We start from the raw sequence: 21,294 nt of genomic DNA, 5'->3' as shown, positions 1-21,294 counted from the left end.
GCCACCCCGGCGCGTGGTGCCGGGGGGAGGATTCGAACCTCCACTGTCACCCCTGTGTCAGCTTCACTTTCAGTGTCAGCTTCTGCGCTGTTCGCGCACCCCTCCGCTCAAGGAGGGGGATCGTGGGTCCGGCCGCTACTGGCCGAACAGGTAGCCGAAGACGGCGTCACCGACCCGCTTGTCGACGACCTCCGCCGCGTTGGCCTCCTCGCGGGCGAACTGCACGGCCTGCTGCAGCTTCTCGACCCGCTGGACGAGCTCGTTGACCCGCCGGGCCGGCAGCGCACCGGAGAACTTCACGGTCGTCCAGTACCCGACCGCGATGTCCTCGTAGTACACCTCGACCTGGGCCGGGTGCTTCTCGGTGGCCTCCGCCTTCACGTGGTTGCGGGGGACCTTCTTCGTCCGGATGGTGCGCACCGGCTCGGTCTTCCACGCGTCGGTGGAGGCGTCCGGCGTCCAGGACTCGGAGGCGTCCAGCACCGGCAGCTTGCGGACGAAGGTGTAGAGGTCGGTGAGCTGCTTCTCCAGGAAGAGCAGGTAGGTGACCGGCACGTCGGTCAGCAGCGGCCGGCCGTCGACCACGACGTCCGCGCGGGCGGCGCAGTTGGCGTGGTCCTTGGTGGCGGTCACGTCGAACAGCCGGGTGAGCGAGGCGGCGGTGTCGCGCAGGATGTCCTCGGCGCGCACCTGCACGCGGGTGGACTCCGGCGGGAGCTGCTCGCCCTCCTCGTCCTTCGGCTGGTACGTGCGGGAGATCCCGGCGAGCAGGGCGGGCTTCTGCAGGCCGTGGTGGGCCGTCGTCAGCTCCTGGAAGGACTTGGACTTGACGCCCTTTTCGACCGCGATGATCTGGTTGAGTTTCGCCACGCCCGGGAGGCTAACAGCGGTCCGTCCGCGCTGTCGTGCGATTTACCGCGGCCCGGGGACGGGGGTCGGGGGACCGTCCCCGGGCCCGGCGCGGCATCAGCCGTTGATCTGGTAGCTGTCGCCGTAGACCTTCCACTTCAGCGGGGTGTTGAGGTCGAAGTTGCGGTCCTTGACCCAGACCTTCTGGGCGGTGTCCACCCGGCTGGTGTCGGCGTGCGCCTCCTCCTTCTTCATGACCACCTTGCGGGCGTCCATGAAGGCGTTGAGGTAGGTGGCCTCGTCACCGCCCTGGGCGGGCGTCTTGGCCTTCTTCATGGCCGCCTTGCGGATGCCGCCGAAGCTGTCGGAGCTGTCGCCGGGGCCGTGCATCACGATGGCGTCGTAGTAGACGAACTGGCCGAGCGCCCGCAGGCCGTCCGCCTTGGCCTGCTGGACGGCGGGGTTGAAGTAGACGCGGTCCCGCTCGTCGTTCTGGGCCTTCTGGAAGACGGTGTCCTTGGCGGCGGCGGCCCAGTCCTTGGTGAAGGCGGTGCCGAGGCCGCTGTGCGAGTCGGTGCCGTTCACCTTGCGCAGCGCGGGCAGGTACTTGGCCAGGACGTTGCCGGGCTTGAGGTCGGTGTAGTGCTCGACCAGGTCCAGCATGTCGCCGGTGCCGGAGCAGAAGCCGATGATGCCGGCCGTGTAGCCGCGGCCGTCGCCGATGTCCTCGATGTACTTGTACTGGGCCTTCCAGTCCAGCGAGGAGTTCTCCGCGCTGGAGACGATCTGCATGGCGATGTCCTTCTTGTGGGCGTCGTCCAGGCCGACCGACGCGGCGCTGACCACGGACGCGCCGGCGCCGTCGGCGCCGATCGTCACGGTGGCGACGGTCAGCGGGACGGCGGCGAGCAGCACCGCGAGTGCGGTGCGGCCGGCCCGGCTGCGGGCCCGGTGGGTGCGGACGTCGGTGCGGGCGGTGCGGGACTGTGCAGTCATCTGGTGCTCCGTCGGTCGACTCGCGCGCAGGCATGGGGATGCCCGGGACGCTCCGGTTAGGAAACTTTCCTAACAAGGATTGAAGCGGCCATGGCATTCAACCCGCAAGAGGGTCGGACCAACCTGCACGCAGCCTTAAGGCCCACCTAACGTTCGCCAACTCGCCGTGCCCGCAGGGCGGCTGGCGACCAGGGACAAAAACGCCGACGGGCCCCGCCCCGGACGCGGAGTCCGGAACGGGGCCCCTCGGGCCGGGTGGCGTCAGGCGCCGCGCAGCACCGCACCGGTGCGCCCGGCCGCCGCCGCGACGGCCGACTCACGGGCGGCCGAGGCCTCGTCCGCGGTCAGCGTGCGGTCGTCCGCGCGGAAGCGCAGCGTGTACGCCAGCGACTTCTTGCCCTCGCCGGCCTGCTCGCCGGTGAAGACGTCGAACAGCCGGATCGACTCCAGCAGGGGGCCGGCCCCCTCGCGCAGCGCGGCCTCGACCTCGGCGGCCGGCACCTCGCTGCCCACGATCAGCGCGACGTCCTGGGTGGCCACCGGGTACGCCGACACCGGCGGACCGCTGACCTTCCGCACGCCGTCGGCGAGCAGCACGTCCAGGTCGATCTCCATCGCGCTGGTGCGCTCCGGCAGGTGCAGCGCCTTGACGACGCGCGGGTGCAGCTCGCCCGCGTGGCCGACCACCCGGCCGTCCACCAGCAGCTCGGCGCAGCGGCCGGGGTGCCAGGGGTCGCGCCGGCCCTGTCGGACGGTCAGCTCCAGGTTGGCCGCGCGCGCGACGGTGCGGGCCGCCTCGACCGCGTCCGCCCAGCCGGACGGCACGCCCTTGCCCCACCAGCCGGACGGCTGGCGCTCGCCGGCCAGCGCGACGGCGACCCGGCGCGGCTGGTCCGGCAGTGCGGCGTCGAGCTCGGCGAGCTCCTGCTCGGTCGGCCGGCGCTCCACCGAGAGCCGCGGCGCGACCTTGAGCTCCGCCTTGGGCAGGAAGACCGTGCCGGTCTCGAACAGCGCCAGGTCGGTGTTGCCGCGGCCGACGTTGCGGCGCAGCGCGCCGAGCAGGCCCGGCAGCAGCGTGGTGCGCAGCGCCGGCTCCTCGTCGTTGAGCGGGTTGACCAGCTTGACGGTGCGGCGGCGCTCGTCGTCCTTCTCCAGGCCCAGCCCGTCGAACGCGGCCTCGCCCAGGAAGGGGTAGGCGTTGATCTCGACGTAGCCGGCGCCGGCCAGCGCGACGCCCATCCGCCGGTGGAAGCGCTGCGCCTCGGTCAGACCGCGGCCCGGCGGCACGTTGGGCATCCGGGCGGGCACGTTGTCGTAGCCCTCCAGCCGGATGACCTCCTCCGCGAGGTCGTACGGGTCGGTGAGGTCGGGGCGCCAGCTCGGCGGGGTGACCTCCAGGACGTCGGCGCCGACCACGGTGCAGCCGATCTCCTGCAGGCGGCGGGTGACCGTCTCGCGGCCGTACTCGGTGCCCGCCACCCGGTCCGGGAGGTCCGCGGCGATGGCGATGGTGCGCAGCGGGTGCGGGGCGGCGATGTCGGTGACACCGGCCTCGGCGGTGCCGCCGGCGATCAGCACCAGCAGGTCGACGGCGCGCTGCGCGGCGGCGCGGGCGGCCTCCGGGTCGACGCCGCGCTCGAAGCGCTTGGACGCCTCGGAGGGCAGCTTGTGGCGCTTGGCGGTGCGGGCGACGCTGATCGGGTCGAAGTGGGCGGCCTCGATGACGACCTCGGTGGAGCCGACGACCTCGCCGGTCTCCGGGTCGAGGACGGGGTCGAGGATCTCGGTGGTGGCGCCGCCCATGACGCCGGCCAGGCCGATCGGGCCGGAGTCGTCGCAGATCAGCAGGTCCTCGGCGGACAGCTTGCGCTTGACGCCGTCCAGCGTGGTGAGGGTCTCGCCCTCCTCCGCGCGGCGGACCAGGATCGCGCCGCGGACGCGGTTCCGGTCGTAGGCGTGCAGCGGCTGGCCGACCTCGAGCATCACGTAGTTGGTGATGTCGACGGTCAGCGAGATCGGGCGGATGCCCGACTTCTGCAGGCGGCGCTGCAGCCAGATCGGCGACTTCGCGGCCGGCTCGACACTGGTGACGGTGCGGGCGACGAAACGGTCGCAGCCGGCCGGGTCGGCGACCTTGACCGGGTAGCCGAAGGCGTTGGCCGGGGGCACGTCGAGCAGCGCCGGGTCGGCCAGCGGCAGCCCGTACGCGGCGGCGGCCTCACGGGCGACGCCGCGCATGGACAGGCAGTAGCCGCGGTCCGGGGTGACCGCGATGTCGAGCACCTCGTCGACCAGCTGCAGCAGCTCGATCGCGTCGGTGCCGGGCTCCAGGTGCGACTCCAGCACGAGGATGCCGTTGTGGTCGTCGCCCATGCCGAGCTCGCGGGCGGAGCAGATCATGCCGGCCGAGGTGTGGCCGTAGGTCTGCCGGGCGGCGATCGGGAAGGGACCGGGCAGCACGGCGCCCGGGAGCACCACGACGACCTTGTCGCCGACCTGGAAGTTGGTCGCGCCGCAGACGATCTCCTGCGGCTCGCCGGTGCCGTTCGCGTCGCCCACGTTGACGAAGCAGTGCCGGATCGGCTTCTTGAAGCCGGACAGCTCCTCGATGGAGAGCACCTCGCCGACCACCAGCGGGCCCTTGAGGTCGCCGCCGAGCTGCTCGACGGTCTCGACCTCCAGGCCCGCCCGGACGAGCCGGGCCGCCACGTCGCGGCCGGTCTCGCCCGCCGGCAGGTCGACGTACTCGCGCAGCCAGGAAAGCGGGACGCGCATCAGATCTCCATCCCGAACGGGAGGGTGAAGCGGACGTCACCCTCGACCATGTCGCGCATGTCGGCGACGTTGTGGCGGTTCATCAGGATTCGCTCCAGGCCCAGGCCGAAGGCGAACCCGCTGTAGCGGTTGGGGTCGACACCGGCGGCGACCAGCACCCGGGGGTTGACGACGCCGCAGCCGCCGAGCTCGATCCAGCCCTCGGAGGAGCAGGTGCGGCAGGGGCGGTCCGGGTTGCCGACGCTCTCACCGCGGCAGACGAAGCACTGCAGGTCCACCTCGGCGCTCGGCTCGGTGAACGGGAAGTACGAGGGGCGCCAGCGCAGTTCGAGGTGGCCGCCGATCAGCTTCTCGACCAGCACCTCGATGGTGCCCTTGAGGTCGGCGAAGGTGATGCCCTCGTCCACCGCGAGGCCCTCGACCTGGCGGAAGACCGGGGTGTGCGTGGCGTCCAGCTCGTCGGTGCGGTACACCCGGCCGGGGCTCACCGCGTAGAGCGGCGGCTGGCGGTCGAGCATGGTGCGGATCTGCACCGGGGAGGTCTGGGTGCGCAGCACCACGCCGGAGTCGGCGGAGCCGTCCGGGGCCTGCACGAAGAAGGTGTCCTGCATGGAGCGGGCCGGGTGGTCCGGGTGCAGGTTGAGGGCGTCGAAGTTCAGCCACTCCGCCTCGACCTCGGGGCCGGAGGCGACCTCGTAGCCCATGGCCACGAAGGTGTCCTCGATGCGCTCGGCCATGGTGGTCAGCGGGTGCCGGGCGCCGCGCGGTGCGCGGTCGTACGGCAGGGTGACGTCCACCGCCTCCTCGACCAGCACGCGGGCGTCCCGCTCCGCCTCCAGCTCGGCCTGGCGGCGCGCCAGGGCCTGGTTGACGGCTCCGCGGGCCTGGCCGATCAGCTTGCCGGCCGCCGCCTTGGCGTGCGGCGGCAGCGCGCCGATCTCACGGTTGGCGAGCGCGAGCGGCGAACGGTCGCCGGTGTGGGCGACCTTGGCCTGCTTCAGCGCGTCGAGGTCGGCGGCGGCGGCGAACGCGGCGATCGCCTCGTCCCGGGCCTGCTCCACCACCTCGGGCTTGAGGGCCTCGACCTCGACCGGGTCGTACGACTTGTTGGGTGCCGACATCTCTATCTTTCCCGTGCTCCTGCTCGTGAAGTGGATGGCTCGCCCTTGCGCTACGCCCGGCGTGGCCGGAACACGGGCAGCCCCTGGCCGGTGCCGGGAGGTGACCGGGAGGGGTGTCCGCGGCACGGCCGCGCAGGGCGTCCCACAACGCCAAAGGTCGAGTGTAGTCGCAGCACGCCGACGGCCGGTTCGCCGTCCGTGGCCGTGTGCGCGAGGAGCCCGCCGGGCGCGGACCTACAGCATGAAGTCCGGCACGCCCGCGGGCAGGGTAAATCGGAACCGGGCGCCGCCCGAGGGGGCCCGGCTGATCCGGATGACGCCGCCGTGCGCCTCCACGATGCCCTTGACGATGTAGAGGCCGAGACCGGTGCCGCCGCGCTTGGAGCCGCGCCAGAACCGGGTGAAGACGCGCGGCATCGACTCCTCGGGGATGCCGCTGCCTTCGTCGCTCACGGTGACCGCTGTCCCTTCCACCGTCCTCGGCGGGGTGCCCGGATGCTGCCGGCCGGCCGCCTCGACGATCTCGACGGCGGGGGCCACCTCGATGGTGACAGTCCCCTCGCCGTGCCGCACGGCATTTTCCAGCAGGTTGGCCAGCACCTGGTCGATCTTGTCCGGGTCGCCCCACTGCTGGCGCAGGCCGTCGGCGATCCGGATGTCGAAGCGCTCGGCCGGGATGCCGGCCGCCACCTTGCCGTCCACGTGCCGGCGGACGGCCGCCGCCAGGTCGACCACCTGCTTGCGGATCTCCAGTCGACCGGCGTCGATCCGGGAGATGTCGAGCAGCTCGGCGATCAGCCGGGTGACCCGGTCGGCGTCGGCGTCGACGGTCTCCAGCATCACCCGCTTCTGCCCGTCGTTGAACCGCTCCCACTTGGCCAGCAGTGTCGCCGTGAACCCCTTGACGCTGGTCAGCGGGGAGCGCAGCTCGTGCGCGACGGTGGCGATCAGCTCGGCGTGGCTGCGCTCGGTGCGCCGCCGGGCCTCGGTGCCGCGCAGCGCCACCACCACCCGCTGCACCGGGCCGCCGGGCCGCTCCCGGACGTACCGGGCGGAGACCAGCACCTCGCAGCCGCCGGGCAGCAGCAGGTTCCGCTCGGGCTGGCCGGTGCGCACCGCGAGGCCGCCGTACGGGTCGGTGAGCTTCCACCAGCGGCGGCCGTCGAGGTCCTCCAGCGGCAAGGCGTCCTCCAGCGGGGTGCCGAGCACGGCGTCGCGGCGGCGCCCGGTGAGCCGGGCCGCGGCCCGGTTGAAGCAGACCACCCGGCCGTCGGCGTCCGCGACGACCAGGCCGTCGGGCAGGTCGTCCGGGTCCAGCTCCGCCCCGCTGCCGACCATGGGTGTCCTCCCCTGACCCACCACCGTGCTCCCCGCCGAGGCCGACCCTAGCGCTCCTGCGGCCGTGTGCGACACCCTCCGGGCGACCGCTGCGCGCGGGCCGAGGCGTAGAGGCACACGGCGGCGGCCGTGGCCAGGTTGAGGCTCTCGGCGTGTCCGTGGATGGGCACGCGCACCACCTCGTCGGCGAGTGCGCGGGTCTCCTCCGGCAGGCCCCAGGCCTCGTTGCCGAAGACCCAGGCGACCGGGGCGCCGAGGGTGCCCTCGTCGAGCTCCTGGTCGAGGTCGCGCTCGCCCGCGCCGTCCGCCGCCAGCACCCGCACCCCGGCCGCCCGCAGCTCGGCGACGGCCTCCTCGATCGGCACGCCGGTGGCGAAGGGCAGGTGGAAGAGGCTGCCGACCGAGGCCCGGACGGCCTTCGGGTTGTACGGGTCCACCGAGGCGTCGGTGAGCACCACGGCGTCCGCGCCGGCGGCGTCGGCCGTCCTCAGCACGGTGCCGGCGTTGCCGGGGTCGCGGACGTTCGCGAGCACCGCGACCAGCCGGGGCCGCGAGGCCAGCACCTCCTCGAAGGGGGTGTCGATGAAGCGGCACAGCGCCACGACGCCCTGCGGGGTGACGGTGTCGCAGATCTCCGCGATCACCTCCTCGGTGGCGGTGAGCAGCGGCAGCCCGGCCGCGCGGGCGGCGTCCGCGATGTCGGCGTGCCGCTCCAGCGCCTGCGGGGTGAGGTAGATCTCGACCACCGCGTGCTCGGCCGAGCCCGGCAGCCGCCCGTACGCCACGGCCTCGCGGACGGCCTGCGGGCCCTCCGCCAGGAAGCGGCGGTCCTTGCCGCGCTGGTTCCGCCGGGCCAGCCGTCGCGCCGCGACGACGCGCGGGGAGCGCAGGGAGGTCAGCAGGGGGGTGTCGGTGCTCTGCATGCTCTCGTTCTCTGAGGGGCCTGGAATGCGCATCGGGCCCGCAGGCGGTACGGCCTGCGGGCCCGAAGAGCTCACCTACCGGGGCTCGGCCCGGATCAGGCGGCCTTGGGGGCGTTGACGTCCTCCGGCAGCGCCTTCTGCGCGACCTCGACCAGCACGGCGAACGCGGCGGCGTCGTTGACGGCCAGGTCGGCGAGCATCTTGCGGTCGATCTCGACGCCCGCGGCCTTCAGGCCCTGCACGAAGCGGTTGTAGGTCATGCCGTTGGCACGGGCCGCAGCGTTGATGCGCTGGATCCAGAGCTGACGGAAGTCGCCCTTGCGCTTCTTGCGGTCGTTGAAGTTGTAGACGAGCGAGTGGGTGACCTGCTCCTTGGCCTTGCGGTAAAGGCGGGAGCGCTGGCCGCGGTAACCGCTGGCCCGCTCGAGGATGACCCGGCGCTTCTTGTGGGCGTTGACTGCCCGCTTGACGCGTGCCACTTGATTACTCCTTGGGTTGGACCGCGGATGGCTCCTGGCGGTCCGTCAATCGATTGGGTCGGGAAGGATCAGCCGGTCCCGCGGGGGCGCCGCGGGCGGGCGATCACTTGCCGAGAAGCTTCTTGATCTTCTTGGCGTCGGCGGGGGCCATCTCGGCGTTGCCGGCCAGCTTGCGGGTCAGCGTCGAGGGCTTGTGCTCCAGGAGGTGGCGACGGCCGGCACGCTCGCGCAGCACCTTCCCGGAGCCAGTGATCTTGAAGCGCTTGCTGGCGCCGCTGTGCGTCTTCTGCTTCGGCATGTCGCCGTATCTCCTCGTCGGTCCGCCCCGGCCCGCACAGTGCTGTGCGGGCCGGGAGTGGATTGTTCTCCTGGCCGGGACGGGAGCCCCGGCCGTTGTGGCCGTCCGTGCGGGGCCTGGGCCTTTCGGCTCAGCTCTCCTGCTCGGTGTCGGCCGGCTGCTCGACCTCGGCGGCGGGCGCGGCCTCGACGGCCTCGTCGGCCTCGACGGCTTCCGCGGCCTCGTCGGCCTGGGCCTCAGCGGCAGCACCCGGGGTGCGGCCCTGACGCTCGGCCTTGCGGGCGTCCGCGAGGGCGCGCGCCTCGGCCATCGCCTCGGTCTTCTTCTTGTGCGGGCCGAGAACCATGATCATGTTACGGCCGTCCTGCTTGGCCGAGGACTCCACGAAGCCCAGGTCCTGGACGTCCTCCGCGAGACGCTGCAGCAGTCGGAAGCCCAGCTCGGGGCGGGACTGCTCACGACCGCGGAACATGATCGTGATCTTGACCTTGTCGCCCTGCTTGAGGAACCGGACGACGTGACCCTTCTTGGTGTCGTAGTCGTGCGGGTCGATCTTCGGCCGGAGCTTCATCTCCTTGATGACCGTGTGCGCCTGGTTCTTGCGCGCCTCACGGGCCTTCATCGCCGACTCGTACTTGAACTTGCCGTAGTCCATGAGCTTGCAGACGGGCGGCCGTGCGGTCGCCGCGACCTCGACCAGGTCGAGGTCGTACTCCTGGGCAAGCTCCAGCGCCTTGGCAAGCGGCACGATGCCGACCTGCTCGCCGCTGGGACCGACGAGTCGCACCTCGGGGACGCGAATCCGGTCGTTGATGCGGGGCTCGGTGCTGATGGGGCCTCCTCGGTTGCACCTAATTCAGTGCGGCCGTCGGGCGGCGGTCGCACGTCGTGGTTTCGACCACTGGGCGGGGCTTCATTCATGCTCCGCTGCCCGGGAACAGGCACCGAACGCACGAAAAAAGCCCCGCACGGTACAGGCGGGGCTCCACACAACCGGGGCGCCCTTGGCGGGACGCCGCTGACGATCGCGCACCTCGCGGTGCACGTCGCGGACCGGACCCGTCGACCCGGGGGCCGATCAGGTGGGAGACTGTCGCGGTTGCCCTCTCGGGCCTCCTGGGTGGAGCCTCCACTTGCTGGCCGGGTGTCCGTACGGACTCCTGGCCGGTCAGTCTCGAATCATAGCAGCGTTCGGGCGGCCACCGTTATTCCGGCCCCGGTCACGCCGCCTTGTACGCTCCCTGTGTACGTCCACCGGCCAGACGGAGTGAGCCACCTTGAGCAGCCAGCCCCACGAGCACGACGACGAGCAGGCCGTCGGCTTCGACGACCTCACCCGCGACATCGCCGAGGTCCCGGCGGTCGAGGTGATCACCACCGTCGCCGTCCACCTCATGAGCGCGGCCGCCGTCAAGTGCGGGCTCGCCGAGGGCGGCGAGGCCGACAAGGACCTCGACGAGGCCCGCAAGCTGATCACCGCCCTCGCCGGGCTGGTCACCGCCGGCGCCCCCGAGATCTCCAACTTCCACGCCGCACCGCTCCGGGACGGGCTGCGCTCCCTCCAGCTCGCCTTCCGCGAGGCCTCCGTCGTCCCGGACGCCCCGGGCGCCGGCCCCGGCGAGAAGTTCACCGGCCCGGTCTACTCCTGACGCACGGGGCGAACCCGGGACCAGGGCTCGCCCGCTTCGGGCGGGTGATCGCTGAGGGGCCGGGTGACCGCTGAGGGGCGGGTGGGGGCACCTCCCGGCCGAAGGCCGGGGGACCCGCGCGAGGCGGAAGGCGCAACGCCGTCACTTCCGTCCCGCGCGGGTCCCCGCGCCCCTGTGGGTTCGCGCCGTGGATCCGCCTCACTCCGCCGCGGAGTAGAACGGCTCCTCGGGGAGGTCGGTGCGGAGCACGGCAAGCTGGAGGCCGCGGTCCAGGCGGACCCGGAGGGTGGCGTCCCCGGCGAGACCCGCGACCAGCCGGTCGACGGCTGCCCGCAGCTCCTCCTCGCCCGCCCCCGCCGCGGGCACCAGCGCGAGCACCGCGTCCGCGTCGCCGTCCGGCCGCAGGTAGCCGCGGGCCACCGCCGGCTCCGCCGCGAGCAGGTCCCGCAGCGCCCCGCGCACGTCCGGGTCGGCGGCCGGCCGGACGTACCGCCGGTTCTCCGCGACGGCCCGCAGCCGTGCCCCGTGCAGCAGGTAGGTGACCGGCCCCGCCGGGTCGACCAGCAGGGTGTCGGCGCGCTCCGAGAAGGCGACCATCGCGGCCTGCGGTGCGGCGACCGGCGCCGGCCGGGCGTCGGCGCGCCAGCGGGCCATGGTCTCCAGCGAGGTGAAGGCCGGCAGGGCACGCCGCCCGTCGGCGGCCTCGATCACGGGGACGGCCATGTCGCTGGTCTTCTCGTGCTTGAGCCCGTTCGCGTCGGTCTCGACCTCGCCGAGCAGGGCCACGATCGGCACCATCAGCCGGCTCGGGGTGAGGGCGTCGAGGAGCTCGGGCTCCTGCGACGGGTCCTGCGCCCAGGCGTCGAGGGCCCGGACGAGTCGGGGGTCGGCGGTGCCGTCGTCGTCGGCGAAACCGGGGTTCGGAATGTTCTTGCGCTCCACCCGTCGAGGGTATGCCACCCACATCTCCGGCTTCTCAGACGGTGCTCACTCCGGCCTCACCCGAACCCGAGGAGCCCCGCCCGGGATCGCCGGCATGACCTCAGCCCGACGGATCCGCACCGCGGCCCGCAGGCGCCGCCGCCGGCAGCGCCGCGGCGCCCTCCTGGTCCTCCTCGCCCTCGCCGCGACCGGGGTGTGGCTGCACCGGGAGCGCTCGGACGGGGGCACGGTGCCGGTGGCGGCGGCCGCGGCGTCGGCGGCCCCCACGGTCGACCCGGACGCGGAGCTCGCCGCCGCGCTGTAGGACGGCGGCGGCCACCTGGCGGTCGCCGTGCTGGACACCGCGCGGACGACGACCGCGCGGTGCACCTCAAGAACGGCTGGCTGCCGCGGACGGCGGAAGGGGCCTGGGTGGTCAACAGCATCGGCCGGGTGGTGCACGACGGGCGCGAGCTGCTGGTGGCGGTGCTGACCGACGGCTCGGACACCAAGGAGGAGGGCATCGCCCTGGTGGAGTCGGTGGCCGCCGCGGCCGCCGACAGCCTGACCTCCGCCACGCCGTCCGCGACGGTCTCCCCCACCGCGTCCCCGGCCGCGTCCGGAGCGGCCGCTTCCCCGGTCGCCGCCTCTACCCAGCGGTAGCCACCGTGTGGGACGCTGCCGCCATGGCCACCGACCTCGCCCCCGCCGTGTCCGGCGCCGTCTCGGACCGCTCCCGGTACGACCGGGCCACCGCGCACCTCGACGCGCCGTTCGCGATCGTCGACCTGGCCGCGTTCGACGCCAACGCGGCCGACCTGGTGCGCCGGGCCGGGGGCAAGCCGGTCCGGGTGGCGAGCAAGTCGGTGCGCTGCCGCGCCCTGCTGGAGCGGGTGCTGGCCGCCGAGGGCTTCGCCGGGATCATGAGCTTCACCCTGGCCGAGTCGATCTGGCTGGCCCGCCAGGGCTTCACCGACGTCCTGCTCGCCTACCCGTCGGCCGACCGGACCGGCTTCGGCGAGCTCACCGACGATCCCGAGCTCGCCGGGGCGATCACCGTCCTGGTGGACGACCCCTCGCAGCTGGACCTGATCGACTCCTCCCGCGGGGGCCCGGAGACCGTCCGGGTCTGCCTGGAGCTGGACACCTCGCTGGAGCTGTTCGGCGGACGGGTCCGCTTCGGCGCCCGGCGCTCGCCGCTGCGCACTCCCGAGGCCCTGGGCGCCTTCGCCGAACTGGTGCAGAACCGGCCGGGCTTCGAGGTGGTCGGCCTGATGGCCTACGAGGGCCACATCGCCGGCGTCGGCGACCGGGTCGCCGGCCGACCGCTGCGCTCGCAGCTGGTGCGGATGATGCAGACCCGGGCCCGGGCGGAGCTGGCCGAGCGGCGGGCCGCGGTGGTGCAGCGGCTGCGGCAGGTCGCGGAGCTGGAGTTCGTGAACGGCGGCGGCACCGGCAGCGTGGAGTCGACGGTGGCCGAATCGGCCGTCACCGAGGTCGCGGCGGGGTCGGGCCTGTACCAACCCCGGCTGTTCGACAACTACGCGTCGTTCCGGGGGCGGCCCGCGGCGCTGTTCGCCCAGCCGGTGGTCCGCCGGCCCGGGGTGGGCGTGGTGACGGTGCTCGGCGGCGGCTACCCGGCCTCCGGTCCGGCCGGCGGTGACCGCTCCCCCGTGCCGTACCTGCCGGAGGGCCTGCGCTACGACCCGCAGGAGGGCGCGGGCGAGGTGCAGACGCCGCTGCTCGGTACGGCCGCCGACGACCTGCTGATCGGCGACCGGGTGTGGTTCCGGCACGCCAAGGCCGGCGAGCTCTGCGAGCGCTTCGCGGAACTCCACCTGGTGGAGGGCGACCGGGTGGTGGAGACGGTGCCGACCTACCGCGGCGAGGGGCGCGCCTTCCTCTGAGGCGCGCCCCGCCGGGTGGTCGGGGATCCGTCAGGTGCCGCCGGGGCCGGTCGCCTTCGCGGCGGCGATGCCCTTGACGATGGTGTCCATCTGGGCGAGGTCGGGCGCCTTGTCGGCGATGTCGAAGCCGAGGTGGACGGCGACCAGGCTGCCCGACTTCACGCCGGGGAAGACCACCGTCTCCACGTAGCCGTCGTTGCCCTGCGGGGCGTCGACCTTCCAACGGACGAGGTAGCCGCTGCGCCCGGCGACGGTGACCGCCTCCGACTTGAGCTCCTGGTGGGACTTCACGTCGCCGTAGGCCTCCTTGGCCGCGACGGCGATGTCGGTGAGGGCGGCCTGCTTGGCGTCGCCGCCCTCGACGGTGCCGGTGGAGGCGCCGCCGAGCGAGCAGGTGCCCTCGCCGTCGGGGCAGGTGTACGAGCCGATGGAGAGCGCGGCGTGCCCGTCGGGTGTGGTGGCGCCCTGCCAGCCGGAGGGCACCGGGAGGCTGATGCCGTTCACCACGTCGACGGCGGTCGTGGCGTTCCGGCCGCCGCGGCCGAGGCCGTTCCCGCCGCCCTGGCCGTCACCACCCTGGCCGTTCCCGTTCCCCCCGCCCTGGCCGCCGTTCTGACCGGGGAGGCCGGGGAAGCCGAAGCCGTCCGAGCCGTTGCCGCCGAGGCGGTGGCGGCCGTCGAAGGGGCGGGCCGCCGACGCCCGGTCGCCGTCGTCGTCCATGGCCAGGTAGGTGATGCCGGAGCCGACCGCGAGGCCGGCCACCGCGGCCACGGCCGCCGCCACGACCACCGGGCGCGAGGGGCGCCGGCGGGGCTTCGGCGGGGCGGGGACGGCCGTCGGCATCTCCGGGTAGCGGACCGTCGGCCCGTCGTCCAGGACGCGGCCCTCGATCACGGTGGGCCCGTCGCCGTCCGCGGCCGCCCCGGGGGCCGTTGCGGGAGCCTCGGCACCGGGTGCGGGCGTCTCGGCACCGGGTGCGGGACGGGTGGTCGCCGTCCAGCCCTTGCCGTCCCAGTAGCGCTCGGGCCGGGGGTCGCTGGTGGTGTCCTTCGGGTCCGGGTACCACCCGGCGGGAATCTGCTCGCTCACGCCGTCGAATCTAAGGGCGGGCGGATAAGCGCCATATCAGCAGGAGGGCCGAAACGCCCTGTTCGCGATGAGATTACGGTGAGAATCGGACCAGGCTGCCGTTGACCCCGGCGGAGTCGTCGCTCGCGAGCCAGGCCGCCGCGGCGGCGAGCCGTTCCGCGTCGCCGCCGCCGAGCGCGTTGAAGCGGATGCCCTCCGGTCCGAAGGCGTCCGCGAGTTCCCGGGTGAGCGCGCCGACCCCGGCCGCGGCGACCGCGGCGGCCAGCCCGCCCTCGGCCGCCGGACCGGCCAGGTTGACCACCGAGCCGTGCCCGTGCCGCCGCAGGTAGGGCAGGGCGGCCCGGCAGCAGAAGAAGACGGCGGTCAGCCGGGTGTCCTGGACGACCCGCCAGGTGTCCGGCGGCACCTCCAGTGCCGGGCCGTCGGCGGGCGGCGCCCCGCACGGGCCGTTCACCACCGCGTCCACCCCGCCGAGGGTCTCGTACGCCTCGTCGAAGAGCGCCTCCGCCATGTACTCGTCCAGCGGGTCGGTGTGCACGAACGGGCCGCCCACCGAGCGGGCCACCGCCTGCCCCGCCTTCTCGTCCGGGTCCGCGCACACCACCCGGGCGCCCTCCGCGGCGAGCCGCCGGGCCACCGCGGCCCCGGCCTCCCCCGCGAAGCCGCTCACCCCGGTCACCACCGCGACCCGGCCGGCCAACCGCCGGGGCGCCCCCGGTTCCGCTCCCGTCATCGGGCACCTCCGCCACTCGCCGAGCACGTTCCGACACGACACGATTACCGTACGTCGTACCGCCGACGGCGGCGGTGTGGCGCGTGCCGCACTGCCCGATCGCGCCACGGCGGCCCGTGAGGAGGCAGAATGCCCGCCATGACTCCTCGGCCCGTGATCGGCATCAGCACCTCCGTCCTCGACGCGGCCTGGGGCCGCTGGGACAGCATCCGCACCGTCCTGCTGGCCGAGCGCTACCCGTCCGTGGTGCAGGCAGCCGGCGGGCTCGCCGTGCTGCTGCCGCCGGACGCGGCCGAACACGCCGCCGACGCCGTCGCCCGGATCGACGCGCTGGTGATCGCCGGTGGCGCCGACATCGACCCCGCCCGCTACGGCGCCGCCCGCCACCCCGAGACCGACGGCGGCGAGCCCGAGCGGGACGTCTGGGAGTCCGCGCTGCTGCGCGCCGCGCTCGCCGCCGAGCTGCCCGTGCTCGGGATCTGCCGCGGCATGCAGCTGCTCAACGTGGTCCGCGGCGGCACCCTGCTGCAGCACCTGCCGGACGTGGTCGGCCACCACGGCCACATCGGCGCACCCGGCACCTACGGGCGCCACGCGGTGCGGCCGGTGCCCGGCACCCTGCTCGGCGAGCTGCTGCCGGACCCCTCGGTGGACGTCCCCACCTACCACCACCAGGCGGTCGACCGCCTCGGCCAGGGGCTGTCGGTGTCCGCCTGGGCCGAGGACGGCACGGTCGAGGCGATCGAGGGCGCCGGGTTCACCCTCGGCGTCCAGTGGCACCCCGAGCAGGGCGACGACCTGCGGCTGATGACCGCCCTGGTGCGGACCGCGGCCGCGGTGCGCGCCCAGGCCGCCGTCACCGCCTGACCCGCGCCGGCCCGGCCGCGTGGGGGATCGCGGCGCCGTCGCCCGAACGGTCCTGCGCGGCAACGACAACGGTCACCAGTGCAGGCTTTGGATCTTCGTCCGTTCTGGGGTTCACTTCGGGTGCGGGCGCCTTCCGCCGCCCGCACGGGCAGCACGTGCACGAGAGGACTCCGATGGCCGGCGAGCACCACGAGCACGACCGCGGCGCCCACGGGACGGCCCTGCACGAACACGGCGACCACGACCGCACGCCGGACGGGCACGGTGCCCACGACGGGCACGGGCACGGCGGGAAGGGCCACGCGCACGGCCACGGGGTGTCCGCCGACGCCGACCGCCGCTGGCTGGTCTCCGCCCTGGTGCTGATCACCGTCTTCATGGCGGGCGAGGTCGTGGTCGGCCTGGCGGCCTCCTCGCTGGCGCTGATCTCGGACGCCGCGCACATGCTGACCGACGCGGCCTCGATCGCGCTCGCCCTGGTCGCCATGCGCCTGGCCGCCCGGCCCGCCCGCGGCGGCTACACCTACGGCCTGAAGCGGGCCGAGATCCTCTCCGCCCAGGCGAACGGCGTCACCCTGCTGGTGCTCTCCGCCTGGCTCGGCTACGAGGCGGTCACCCGGCTGATCGACCCGCCGGAGGTGCACGGCTCGCTGGTGCTGTACACCGCGCTGGTCGGGATCGTGGTCAACCTCGCGGCCACCTGGTGCATGTCCCGGGCCAACCGCAGCTCGCTCAACGTCGAGGGCGCCTTCCAGCACGTGCTCACCGACCTCTACGCCTTCATCGCGACCGCGATCGCCGGTCTCGTGGTGATGCTCACCGGATTCGTCCGGGCGGACGCGATCGCCTCGCTGGTGGTGGTGGGGCTGATGCTGCGGGCCGGCACCGGGCTCGTCCGCGACTCCGCCCGGATCTTCCTGGAGGCCGCCCCGGCCGGCGTCGACCCGGACACGGTGGCGGACCGGCTGGTCGCGGTGCCGCTGGTCGAGGAGATCCACGACCTGCACATCTGGGAGATCACCTCCGGCGAGCCGGCGCTGTCCGCGCACGTCCTGGTCGCCCCCGGCGGGGACTGCCACGCCGTCCGCCGCGAGCTGCAGCGCCGGGTCCGCGACGAGTACGGGATCGCCCACGCCACCCTCCAGGTCGACCACGTCGGCGAGGAGGGAGCGCAGGAGCTGCTGCAGATCGGCCGTTCGGCGGAGGCCGACGGGCAGGCCGCGGCCGACGGGCAGGAGCACTGCGCGGACGCGCACGGCCCCGTGCACCGCAGCGGTCCGCACCGGCACTGACGGCCCCCGGCCGTCGGACGGGTACGGCATGATGCGGAGGGTGACCGCACCGCGCCTGATGCTGCTCGACACGGCGAGCCTCTACTTCCGTGCCTACTTCGGTGTCCCGGAGTCCCTGAAGTCCCCCGAGGGCGAGCCGGTGAACGCCGTCCGCGGGCTGCTCGACTTCATCGCCCGTCTCGTCCAGGACCACCGGCCGGACCAGCTGGTCGCCTGCATGGACGCCGACTGGCGCCCGCAGTGGCGGGTCGACCTCGTCCCCACCTACAAGACGCACCGGCTGGCGGCCGAGCCCTCGGTCGAGGGCGAGGAGGAGATCCCCGACACGCTCTCCCCGCAGGTGCCGGTGATCGAGCAGGTGCTCGACGCCCTCGGCATCGCCCGGGTCGGCGCCCCCGGCTACGAGGCCGACGACGTCATCGGCACCCTCGCCACCCGCGCCGCGGGGCCGGTGGAGATCGTCACCGGCGACCGCGACCTCTTCCAGCTGGTCGACGACGCCCGCGGCGTCACCGTGCTCTACCCGGTCAAGGGCGTCGGCTCGGCCGAACGCGTCGACGACGCCCACCTGCTGGAGAAGTACGGCGTCGACGGGGCCTCGTACGCGGACATGGCCGCGCTGCGCGGCGACGCCAGCGACGGCCTGCCCGGGGTCAAGGGGATCGGCGAGAAGACCGCCGCCCAGCTGATCCAGAGCTACGGCGACCTGGCCGGGGTGCGCGCCGCGGCCGCCGACCCGACCTCCAAGCTCACCCCCGCCCGGCGGAGGAACCTCCTGGAGGGCGCCGCCTACCTGGACGTCGCGCCCACGGTCGTCCGGGTCGCCACCGACGTGCCGCTGCCCGCCTTCGACCCGGCCCTGCCCGCCGAGCCCCTCGACCCGATGGCCCTGGAGGCGCTCGCCGAACGCTGGGGCCTCGGCGGCTCGCTCGAACGCGTCGTCGCGGTGCTGGCGGACGCCGCGTCCTGATGCGGCTGCGGGGGCGGTGCCGCAGGGCGCGCGGGGATCGCCCCGCACACCCGGCGGCACCGCCGGTGGACCGCTAGCCGACCGAGGAGTAGGCGATGATGCCTCGGCGGAGGGAGTCGACCGCCTTGCGGGCGGTGCTCCGCAGGTCGGTGTCCTCGCCGGCGGCGTCCTGGATCTGGCCGAGGACGTCGATCAGCTGCTTCGTCCAGCGGACGAAGTCGCCGGCCGGCAGCTCGGCGTCGCGCAGGACGGCGTCCAGGTTGTGGCCGAGCGCCCAGCGCCAGGCGACCCAGGCGAAGCCGAGGTCGGGCTCGCGCTGACCGACGCCCTCCGCGGTGGAGATCCGGTGCTGCTCCTCCAGGGCGTCGAGGTGGCCCCAGATCCGGATCATCTTGCCGAGCGCCTCCTTGGCGGCGCCCTCCGGGACGCGCGGGGCGACGGCGTCGTCGGACTGCCGGGCCTCGTACACCAGTGCCGAGGCGCAGGCCGCGAGCTCGGCGGCGGACAGGCCCTTCCACACGCCCTCGCGGATGCACTCCGAGGCGAGCAGGTCGAGTTCGCCGTAGAGCCGGCCGAGCCGCTTGCCGTCGTCGGTGACGGTGTCGCCCTGGAGGTAGCCGAGGTCGGCGAGCAGGCCGCAGACCCGGTCGAAGGTGCGCGCGATGGTGTGGGTGCGCGAGCGCATCCGGCGTTCCAGCAGCTCGGTGTCGCGGTGCAGCCGGTGGTAGCGCTCGGCCCAGCGGGCGTGGTCCTCGCGCTCGTCGCAGCCGTGGCAGGGGTGCCGGCGCAGCTCGGCGCGGAGCCGGGTGATCTCCGGGTCGTCCGCGGCGGCGGCGCGGCCGCGGCGGTACCGCTCGGGTTCGAGGTGGCCGGCCTTGGTGCGCAGCGCGGAGGCGAGGTCCCGGCGGGACTGCGGGCTGCGCGGGTTGAAGGACTTCGGGATCCGCACGCGCTCGACGGCGGCGACCGGGTACGGGAAGTCGATCATGGCGAGGCGCTTGACCTGGCGCTCGGCGGTGAGCACCACCGGGCGGGGCCCGTCCTGGTAGTCGGGGTGCCGGGGGCCGCCGCGCCCGCCCCGGGCGACCGGCGGCAGGCCGGGGTCGAGGACGAGGGCGAGGCCGGCGAACTTGCCGGTGGGCACGTGGATGACGTCGCCGGGCTTGAGCTGTTCGAGGGCCTCGACGGCGGCGGCCCGGCGCTGGCTGGTGCCCTCGCGGGCCAGCTCGTTCTCACGGTCCTTCAGCTGCCGGCGCAGCGCCATGTACTCGTCGAAGTCGCCGAGGTGACAGGTCATCGACTCGCGGTAGCCCTCCAGGCCCTCCTCGTTGCGCTGGACCTGGCGGGCGATGCCGACCACCGAGCGGTCCGCCTGGAACTGGGCGAAGGAGGTCTCCAGCAGCTCGCGGGAGCGGTGCCGGCCGAACTGCCCGACCAGGTTGACCGCCATGTTGTACGAGGGGCGGAAGGAGGACTTGAGCGGGTAGGTGCGGGTGCCGGCGAGGCCGGCCAGCGCCTCCGGGTCGAGGCCGCGCTGCCAGAGCACCACGGCGTGGCCCTCGACGTCGATGCCGCGGCGGCCGGCCCGGCCGGTGAGCTGGGTGTACTCGCCGGGGGTGATGTCGGCGTGGGTCTCGCCGTTCCACTTGACGAGCTTCTCCATGACCACCGAGCGGGCGGGCATGTTGATGCCGAGGGCGAGGGTCTCGGTCGCGAAGACGGCCTTGACCAGGCCCTTCACGAAGAGCTCCTCGACGACCTCCTTGAAGCGCGGCAGCATGCCGGCGTGGTGGGCGGCGATGCCGCGCTCCAGGCCGTCCAGCCACTCGAAGTAGCCGAGGACGTGCAGGTCCTCGTCGGGGATGTCCTGGCAGCGCTGCTCGACGATCTCGCGGACCTGACGGCGCTCGCCGTCGCGGTTGAGTCTCAGGCCCGAGGAGAGGCACTGCTGGACGGCGGCCTCGCAGCCGGCCCGGCTGAAGATGAAGGTGATGGCGGGCAGCAGGCCCTCGGCGTCGAGGCGTTCGATGACGTCGATCCGGCCCGGGGTCCAGACCCGGCCGGGCCGGCCGGCGGGCATGGAGCGGCCGCGGCCCTTGGCGAAGCGGTCCCGGCCGCCGCGGTCCAGCTCGGAACGGGCGAGCCGGACGAGCTCGGGGTTGACCGCCTTGGCGGGGTTGCGCGGGGCGTCCTTGGGGCGGCCGTCGCGGTCCGGGTTGGCGAACAGGTCGTACATCCGGTTGCCCGCCATGACGTGCTGCCACAGCGGCACGGGGCGGTGCTCGGAGACGATCACCCTGGTGCCGCCGCGCACGGTGTCCAGCCAGTCTCCGAACTCCTCGGCGTTGGAGACGGTGGCGGAGAGCGAGGCCAGCACCACGGACTCGGGGAGGTGGATGATGACCTCCTCCCAGACGGCGCCGCGGAAGCGGTCGGCCAGGTAGTGCACCTCGTCCATCACCACGTAGCCGAGGCCGTTGAGGGAGCTGGAGCCCGCGTAGAGCATGTTGCGGAGCACCTCGGTGGTCATGACGACCACCGGCGCGTCCCCGTTGACGCTGTTGTCGCCGGTGAGCAGGCCGACCTTGTCGGCGCCGTAGCGCTTGACCAGGTCGCCGAACTTCTGGTTGGAGAGCGCCTTGATCGGCGTGGTGTAGAAGCACTTGCGGCCGCTCGCCAGGGCCAGGTGGACGGCGAACTCGCCGACGATGGTCTTGCCGGATCCGGTCGGCGCGGCGACCAGGACGCCCTCGCCGGCCTCCAGGGCCCGGCAGGCCTCGATCTGGAAGGGGTCGAGCGGGAAGTCGTAGAGCTGCTGGAAACCGTACAGCGCGGTGGCCTGTTCGGCGGCGCGGCGGCGGGAGGCCGCGTAGGCCTCGGCGGGACTGAGCTGCTCCTCGGGCAGGGGGGCGTTCATCGGCGTCACCTTCTCTTCCCGTGGGAGTGCTGCCCGTGCGGGCCGGACGGGTGCGCAGACGGCGACGCCTGCGGCTGCGGGGCCGTCCGGACTGTCCGTCCGGCCGGGGCGCAGCTGGTGTGGTGGGTGTGATCGAGCATCTCGCCCAGAGGTTACCCGGCGTGGCCGAC

The 21,294-nt window shown here is 73.7% G+C and carries 20 protein-coding genes; 7 read left to right on the top strand and 13 right to left on the bottom strand.

The window, feature by feature from the left end:
• Window positions 1–135: 135 nt before the first annotated feature.
• The 9 genes from AB0O09_RS21835 to infC all read right to left on the bottom strand — a co-directional run bounded on the left by AB0O09_RS21835 (window position 136) and on the right by infC (window position 9,635).
• A complete protein-coding gene (locus AB0O09_RS21835) occupies window positions 136–870 on the bottom strand; it encodes a hypothetical protein (RefSeq protein WP_344621649.1) in 735 nt (244 codons plus the stop codon).
• Window positions 871–966: 96 nt separating this feature from the next.
• Entirely contained in the window at window positions 967–1,845 is an 879-nt protein-coding gene (locus AB0O09_RS21830; protein WP_363543593.1) for a chitosanase, read from the bottom strand.
• 261 nt (window positions 1,846–2,106) lie between these two features.
• The gene (gene pheT / locus AB0O09_RS21825) at window positions 2,107–4,620 is read right to left on the bottom strand and encodes a phenylalanine--tRNA ligase subunit beta (protein ID WP_363543591.1); all 2,514 of its coding nucleotides are present in this window, start codon (window positions 4,618–4,620) and stop codon (window positions 2,107–2,109) included.
• Window positions 4,620–5,741 carry a phenylalanine--tRNA ligase subunit alpha gene (gene pheS / locus AB0O09_RS21820; protein ID WP_363543589.1) on the bottom strand — a complete coding sequence of 374 codons (1,122 nt, stop codon included), beginning with the start codon at window positions 5,739–5,741 and terminating at the stop codon, window positions 4,620–4,622. The genes pheT and pheS overlap by 1 nt, the downstream gene beginning before the upstream one ends.
• Before the next feature lie 234 nt (window positions 5,742–5,975).
• Entirely contained in the window at window positions 5,976–7,079 is a 1,104-nt protein-coding gene (locus AB0O09_RS21815; RefSeq protein ID WP_359983234.1) for an ATP-binding protein, read from the bottom strand.
• A 47-nt stretch (window positions 7,080–7,126) separates the two neighbouring features.
• Window positions 7,127–8,002: an RNA methyltransferase gene (locus AB0O09_RS21810; protein WP_363543587.1), complete on the bottom strand. Its 876-nt coding sequence runs from the start codon at window positions 8,000–8,002 to the stop codon at window positions 7,127–7,129.
• A gap of 95 nt (window positions 8,003–8,097) precedes the next feature.
• A complete protein-coding gene (rplT, locus tag AB0O09_RS21805) occupies window positions 8,098–8,481 on the bottom strand; it encodes a 50S ribosomal protein L20 (protein WP_030268651.1) in 384 nt (127 codons plus the stop codon).
• Between the two features lie 103 nt (window positions 8,482–8,584).
• Complete coding sequence (gene rpmI / locus AB0O09_RS21800; protein WP_263102510.1) at window positions 8,585–8,779, bottom strand: 50S ribosomal protein L35; 195 nt, start codon at window positions 8,777–8,779, stop codon at window positions 8,585–8,587.
• 130 nt (window positions 8,780–8,909) lie between these two features.
• The gene (gene infC / locus AB0O09_RS21795; RefSeq protein WP_363543654.1) at window positions 8,910–9,635 is read right to left on the bottom strand and encodes a translation initiation factor IF-3; all 726 of its coding nucleotides are present in this window, start codon (window positions 9,633–9,635) and stop codon (window positions 8,910–8,912) included.
• A 421-nt stretch (window positions 9,636–10,056) separates the two neighbouring features.
• On the opposite strand from infC, the gene AB0O09_RS21790 reads away from it, so the two are divergent.
• On the top strand, window positions 10,057–10,428 hold the full coding sequence (locus AB0O09_RS21790) for a DUF1844 domain-containing protein (protein ID WP_344621642.1): 372 nt from the start codon (window positions 10,057–10,059) through the stop codon (window positions 10,426–10,428).
• A 198-nt stretch (window positions 10,429–10,626) separates the two neighbouring features.
• On the opposite strand, the gene AB0O09_RS21785 is transcribed toward AB0O09_RS21790, so the two are convergent.
• On the bottom strand, window positions 10,627–11,370 hold the full coding sequence (locus AB0O09_RS21785) for an SseB family protein (protein WP_363543585.1): 744 nt from the start codon (window positions 11,368–11,370) through the stop codon (window positions 10,627–10,629).
• Between the two features lie 94 nt (window positions 11,371–11,464).
• On the opposite strand from AB0O09_RS21785, the gene AB0O09_RS21780 reads away from it, so the two are divergent.
• Genes AB0O09_RS21780 through AB0O09_RS21770 form a run of 3 tightly spaced genes read left to right on the top strand, consistent with a single transcriptional unit; the run spans window position 11,465 to window position 13,256 of the window.
• Entirely contained in the window at window positions 11,465–11,674 is a 210-nt protein-coding gene (locus AB0O09_RS21780; RefSeq protein WP_363543583.1) for a hypothetical protein, read from the top strand.
• Between the two features lie 59 nt (window positions 11,675–11,733).
• Window positions 11,734–12,012: a hypothetical protein gene (locus AB0O09_RS21775; RefSeq protein WP_363543582.1), complete on the top strand. Its 279-nt coding sequence runs from the start codon at window positions 11,734–11,736 to the stop codon at window positions 12,010–12,012.
• A gap of 47 nt (window positions 12,013–12,059) precedes the next feature.
• Window positions 12,060–13,256: an amino acid deaminase/aldolase gene (locus AB0O09_RS21770; protein ID WP_363543652.1), complete on the top strand. Its 1,197-nt coding sequence runs from the start codon at window positions 12,060–12,062 to the stop codon at window positions 13,254–13,256.
• Between the two features lie 30 nt (window positions 13,257–13,286).
• Here the strand turns inward: AB0O09_RS21770 and AB0O09_RS21765 are convergent, their stop codons facing one another.
• Window positions 13,287–14,345 carry a DUF2510 domain-containing protein gene (locus AB0O09_RS21765; protein WP_363543580.1) on the bottom strand — a complete coding sequence of 353 codons (1,059 nt, stop codon included), beginning with the start codon at window positions 14,343–14,345 and terminating at the stop codon, window positions 13,287–13,289.
• A 73-nt stretch (window positions 14,346–14,418) separates the two neighbouring features.
• Window positions 14,419–15,078 carry an SDR family oxidoreductase gene (locus tag AB0O09_RS21760; protein WP_363543578.1) on the bottom strand — a complete coding sequence of 220 codons (660 nt, stop codon included), beginning with the start codon at window positions 15,076–15,078 and terminating at the stop codon, window positions 14,419–14,421.
• 138 nt (window positions 15,079–15,216) lie between these two features.
• Here AB0O09_RS21760 and AB0O09_RS21755 point away from each other — a divergent pair, with 138 nt between their 5' ends.
• The 3 genes from AB0O09_RS21755 (at window position 15,217) to AB0O09_RS21745 (ending at window position 18,207) form a co-directional block, all read left to right on the top strand.
• Complete coding sequence (locus tag AB0O09_RS21755; RefSeq protein WP_344621637.1) at window positions 15,217–15,945, top strand: gamma-glutamyl-gamma-aminobutyrate hydrolase family protein; 729 nt, start codon at window positions 15,217–15,219, stop codon at window positions 15,943–15,945.
• A gap of 173 nt (window positions 15,946–16,118) precedes the next feature.
• Window positions 16,119–17,237: a cation diffusion facilitator family transporter gene (locus tag AB0O09_RS21750; protein ID WP_363543576.1), complete on the top strand. Its 1,119-nt coding sequence runs from the start codon at window positions 16,119–16,121 to the stop codon at window positions 17,235–17,237.
• Between the two features lie 58 nt (window positions 17,238–17,295).
• Complete coding sequence (locus AB0O09_RS21745) at window positions 17,296–18,207, top strand: 5'-3' exonuclease (RefSeq protein ID WP_363543650.1); 912 nt, start codon at window positions 17,296–17,298, stop codon at window positions 18,205–18,207.
• Window positions 18,208–18,280: 73 nt separating this feature from the next.
• On the opposite strand, the gene AB0O09_RS21740 is transcribed toward AB0O09_RS21745, so the two are convergent.
• Entirely contained in the window at window positions 18,281–21,124 is a 2,844-nt protein-coding gene (locus AB0O09_RS21740; protein WP_363543574.1) for a DEAD/DEAH box helicase, read from the bottom strand.
• Between the last annotated feature and the right edge of the window lie 170 nt (window positions 21,125–21,294).

The organism is Kitasatospora sp. NPDC093679 (assembly GCF_040683455.1).
In the GTDB taxonomy this organism is placed as follows: Bacteria; Actinomycetota; Actinomycetes; order Streptomycetales; family Streptomycetaceae; genus Kitasatospora; species Kitasatospora arboriphila.
This window is presented reverse-complemented; position numbering and strand designations above follow the sequence as displayed.

Bases quoted from the DNA above. Each gene is read 5' to 3' on its own strand.
- AB0O09_RS21830 (WP_363543593.1), bottom strand. From the start codon at position 1,845: ATGACTGCACAGTCCCGCACCGCCCGCACCGACGTCCGCACCCACCGG.
- AB0O09_RS21760 (WP_363543578.1), bottom strand. From the start codon at position 15,078: ATGACGGGAGCGGAACCGGGGGCGCCCCGGCGGTTGGCCGGCCGGGTC.
- pheS (WP_363543589.1), bottom strand. From the start codon at position 5,741: ATGTCGGCACCCAACAAGTCGTACGACCCGGTCGAGGTCGAGGCCCTC.
- AB0O09_RS21755 (WP_344621637.1), top strand. From the start codon at position 15,217: ATGACTCCTCGGCCCGTGATCGGCATCAGCACCTCCGTCCTCGACGCG.
- pheT (WP_363543591.1), bottom strand. From the start codon at position 4,620: ATGCGCGTCCCGCTTTCCTGGCTGCGCGAGTACGTCGACCTGCCGGCG.
- AB0O09_RS21815 (WP_359983234.1), bottom strand. From the start codon at position 7,079: ATGGTCGGCAGCGGGGCGGAGCTGGACCCGGACGACCTGCCCGACGGC.
- AB0O09_RS21750 (WP_363543576.1), top strand. From the start codon at position 16,119: ATGGCCGGCGAGCACCACGAGCACGACCGCGGCGCCCACGGGACGGCC.
- AB0O09_RS21740 (WP_363543574.1), bottom strand. From the start codon at position 21,124: ATGAACGCCCCCCTGCCCGAGGAGCAGCTCAGTCCCGCCGAGGCCTAC.
- AB0O09_RS21780 (WP_363543583.1), top strand. From the start codon at position 11,465: ATGACCTCAGCCCGACGGATCCGCACCGCGGCCCGCAGGCGCCGCCGC.
- AB0O09_RS21810 (WP_363543587.1), bottom strand. From the start codon at position 8,002: ATGCAGAGCACCGACACCCCCCTGCTGACCTCCCTGCGCTCCCCGCGC.
- AB0O09_RS21745 (WP_363543650.1), top strand. From the start codon at position 17,296: ATGCTGCTCGACACGGCGAGCCTCTACTTCCGTGCCTACTTCGGTGTC.
- rpmI (WP_263102510.1), bottom strand. From the start codon at position 8,779: ATGCCGAAGCAGAAGACGCACAGCGGCGCCAGCAAGCGCTTCAAGATC.